The 1619-nt window shown below is 36.7% G+C and carries 2 protein-coding genes; one reads left to right on the top strand and one right to left on the bottom strand.

The annotated features are described in order from the left end of the window. Positions 1 to 453, top strand: a 453-nt coding sequence (locus AA81_RS13345; RefSeq protein ID WP_169999806.1) for an ATP-binding protein, incomplete at its 5' end; no start/stop codon positions are given. 101 nt (positions 454 to 554) lie between these two features. On the opposite strand, the gene AA81_RS13340 is transcribed toward AA81_RS13345, so the two are convergent. Next, positions 555 to 1169, bottom strand: coding sequence for a PIN domain-containing protein (locus tag AA81_RS13340; protein ID WP_103899302.1), 615 nt, complete (start codon positions 1167 to 1169; stop codon positions 555 to 557). Between the last annotated feature and the right edge of the window lie 450 nt (positions 1170 to 1619).

Genomic DNA, 1619 nt, shown 5'->3' with positions numbered 1-1619 from the left:
GAAGAAAAAACAAATTTTCTGTTCTTAAGAATCCCAGGTGCAAGAAAGACACACATAAGTATAGCAATAGGAATACAAGCATGTAAGAAAGGGAAAACAGTAAGTTTTTTCACAGCAGCCAATCTTGGGAATCTCTTAGTTGAAATGCAAGAAGAACGACAACTAACAAAATTCCAAAAAAAGTTGAGCAAAGTAGATTTACTGATAATTGATGAACTAGGATACGTGCAGTTATCGAGCCATGTTACACAACTCATGTTCCAAATATTCTCTGAAAGGTATGAAAAAGGATCTATCTGTAACCTTGAATTTGCAGAATGGGCTAAAATATTTCACGATGAAAGGATGACAGCAGCGATTATCGACAGGTTAATCCACAACAGTAAGATAATACTATTCAATGGAGAAAGCTATCGTTACAGGAACCAAAGACGAGAAATTCAGGGAAACTGATAAATATTCGATTTTTCTCTTTTCATATGAAAAGAGAAAGAAAAGAACTTCTTCTTTCCATATGGTACATAATTAGGTTAGCAGGGTGGTACAGTATTCGGTTAGCCATAGCATTCAGTCCATTCTTCACTAAGAAATTCCATAAAATTGTTTCGGTCTACAATTGAACGGTAATCCTTATCGTCGGTTATGAAATGAAGGTTTTCGCCAACCGGGACATTCTTAAGTAGCGCTTCCCAGTTAATCGCATCTCCTAGAGAGCCACCCTTCCCAGGGGGATTGCCTACCTGCATACGCACATACGCCTTATCCACCAGATTATCATCGATAGAAATTCGTGTTGCCTTTTCAAATAAGTTCTGTATAGTCACATCGGCCTTCAGCGTTTGTTTCGCAACATCTTTCATGATCTTATCCACTAAGGTGGAACGTTGCTTCTCACATTCTTCCAGGAGTTCCTTTAGTGTTAGATATTCCTCATAGTCTTTACAAAGTTGTGGATACTGGAGCTTTAGTTTAGGTTCCTGTAACTGCTTCAATGCGGCCATTATTTTGTTTTCTCTGTTGCGCCGAAACTCATCTACAACTTGTTCTGGTAAGTATAGTCTCACCTCCTTCTGCTTAAGCAGAACACCAAGTTTATTTAGTTCCTCTAAGTCTTCGCTGGTGAAATGGTAAAAAGACAGAAAAATATTTGTGTCTATAAAAAGATACATACAGCTCACTCTCCTAATTTGTTTTTCTTTGAATCTACCATAGCATATTATAAAACTTATGTAGCTCTCTTGGTGAGAATCTTAAATATTTTCCTGAGTTTGACAGTTACAAAAACGTAAGAATTCTAAAACAGGTATGAATAAATGCAAAAAAGCGTTTTTTGCTTTCTCTGTTTTTCAAAAGTGTCACTACATGCCTTTCTTTTCCTTTGTTTATTAGTGTTTTAGTCTTACGTTTTCGCTTTGCTCCTTTCTAATCCTCAAATTTCCTCGTTTTGGTCCTGTAGTTTTAGTTTCTCTATGAATTCTTGATATGGGTGCACTTACTAAACGAAAAGTGTACCATCCTATCTCACAAATCCTGTATAATTAATTTGAATAAAAAATTGTGCGGGGGGGAAACGCCCCGAAGGAGGTTCAAGGAAGATGATAGAGACAGTACAATACAAT

The sequence above is a fragment of the Petrotoga halophila DSM 16923 genome (assembly GCF_002924615.1).
The sequence above is the reverse complement of the archived record's forward strand: the minus strand, read 5'-3'. Positions and strand labels throughout refer to the sequence as shown.